Annotated in this window: 1 tRNA gene; it reads left to right on the forward strand. The window is 60.1% G+C overall.

Annotation, left to right across the window (positions count from 1 at the left end):
* The first annotated feature begins 71 nt into the window (after nucleotides 1–71).
* Nucleotides 72–144: transfer RNA gene (locus FK268_RS23815), tRNA-Ala, on the forward strand.
* Nucleotides 145–529 lie beyond the last annotated feature (385 nt).

A 529-nucleotide genomic window follows, 5' to 3' on the forward strand; every position in this document is an offset into this window, starting at 1 on the left:
CGATTTGGTGCACGTGAGCTGCCTCCTGTAATGTTCTCCGGGCGGGAAACCGCAGGTGAACAACGCAATACGGGGCTATGGCGCAGCTGGTAGCGCACCACACTGGCAGTGTGGGGGTCAGGGGTTCGAGTCCCCTTAGCTCCACAGAGAAGAACCCCTCCGACTTCGGTCGGAGGGGTTCTTTCGTGGTCGGGCGGGCCGTGGTCGGACGACGAGTGTGGCCGAGGGAACACTGCGGCCGTCCGGATCCGCACGCGGGGTGCCCGTCCGCTGCGGAACCGCATGTGACCTGCGATGACATGCTCGCCGAGTCGCATCGGAACCGTCCATCGGGGGCGCTCGTGACGAGAATCACCTTCATGTGATTGCGCTACCATGATCGCCCTGCCAGCGACGATAGGTATTCATGATGGGTGATCCAAGGTGTATCGATTTGTCCAATAAATTGGTCCGACCTAATCTCGATCTCGAACCCACAGGTACCCGAACGAAACGAGGACGCACGTGTCGCTGATCAACAAGCAGATCA

Source organism: Tsukamurella sputi (assembly GCF_007858445.1).
In the GTDB taxonomy this organism is placed as follows: domain Bacteria; phylum Actinomycetota; class Actinomycetes; order Mycobacteriales; family Mycobacteriaceae; genus Tsukamurella; species Tsukamurella sputi.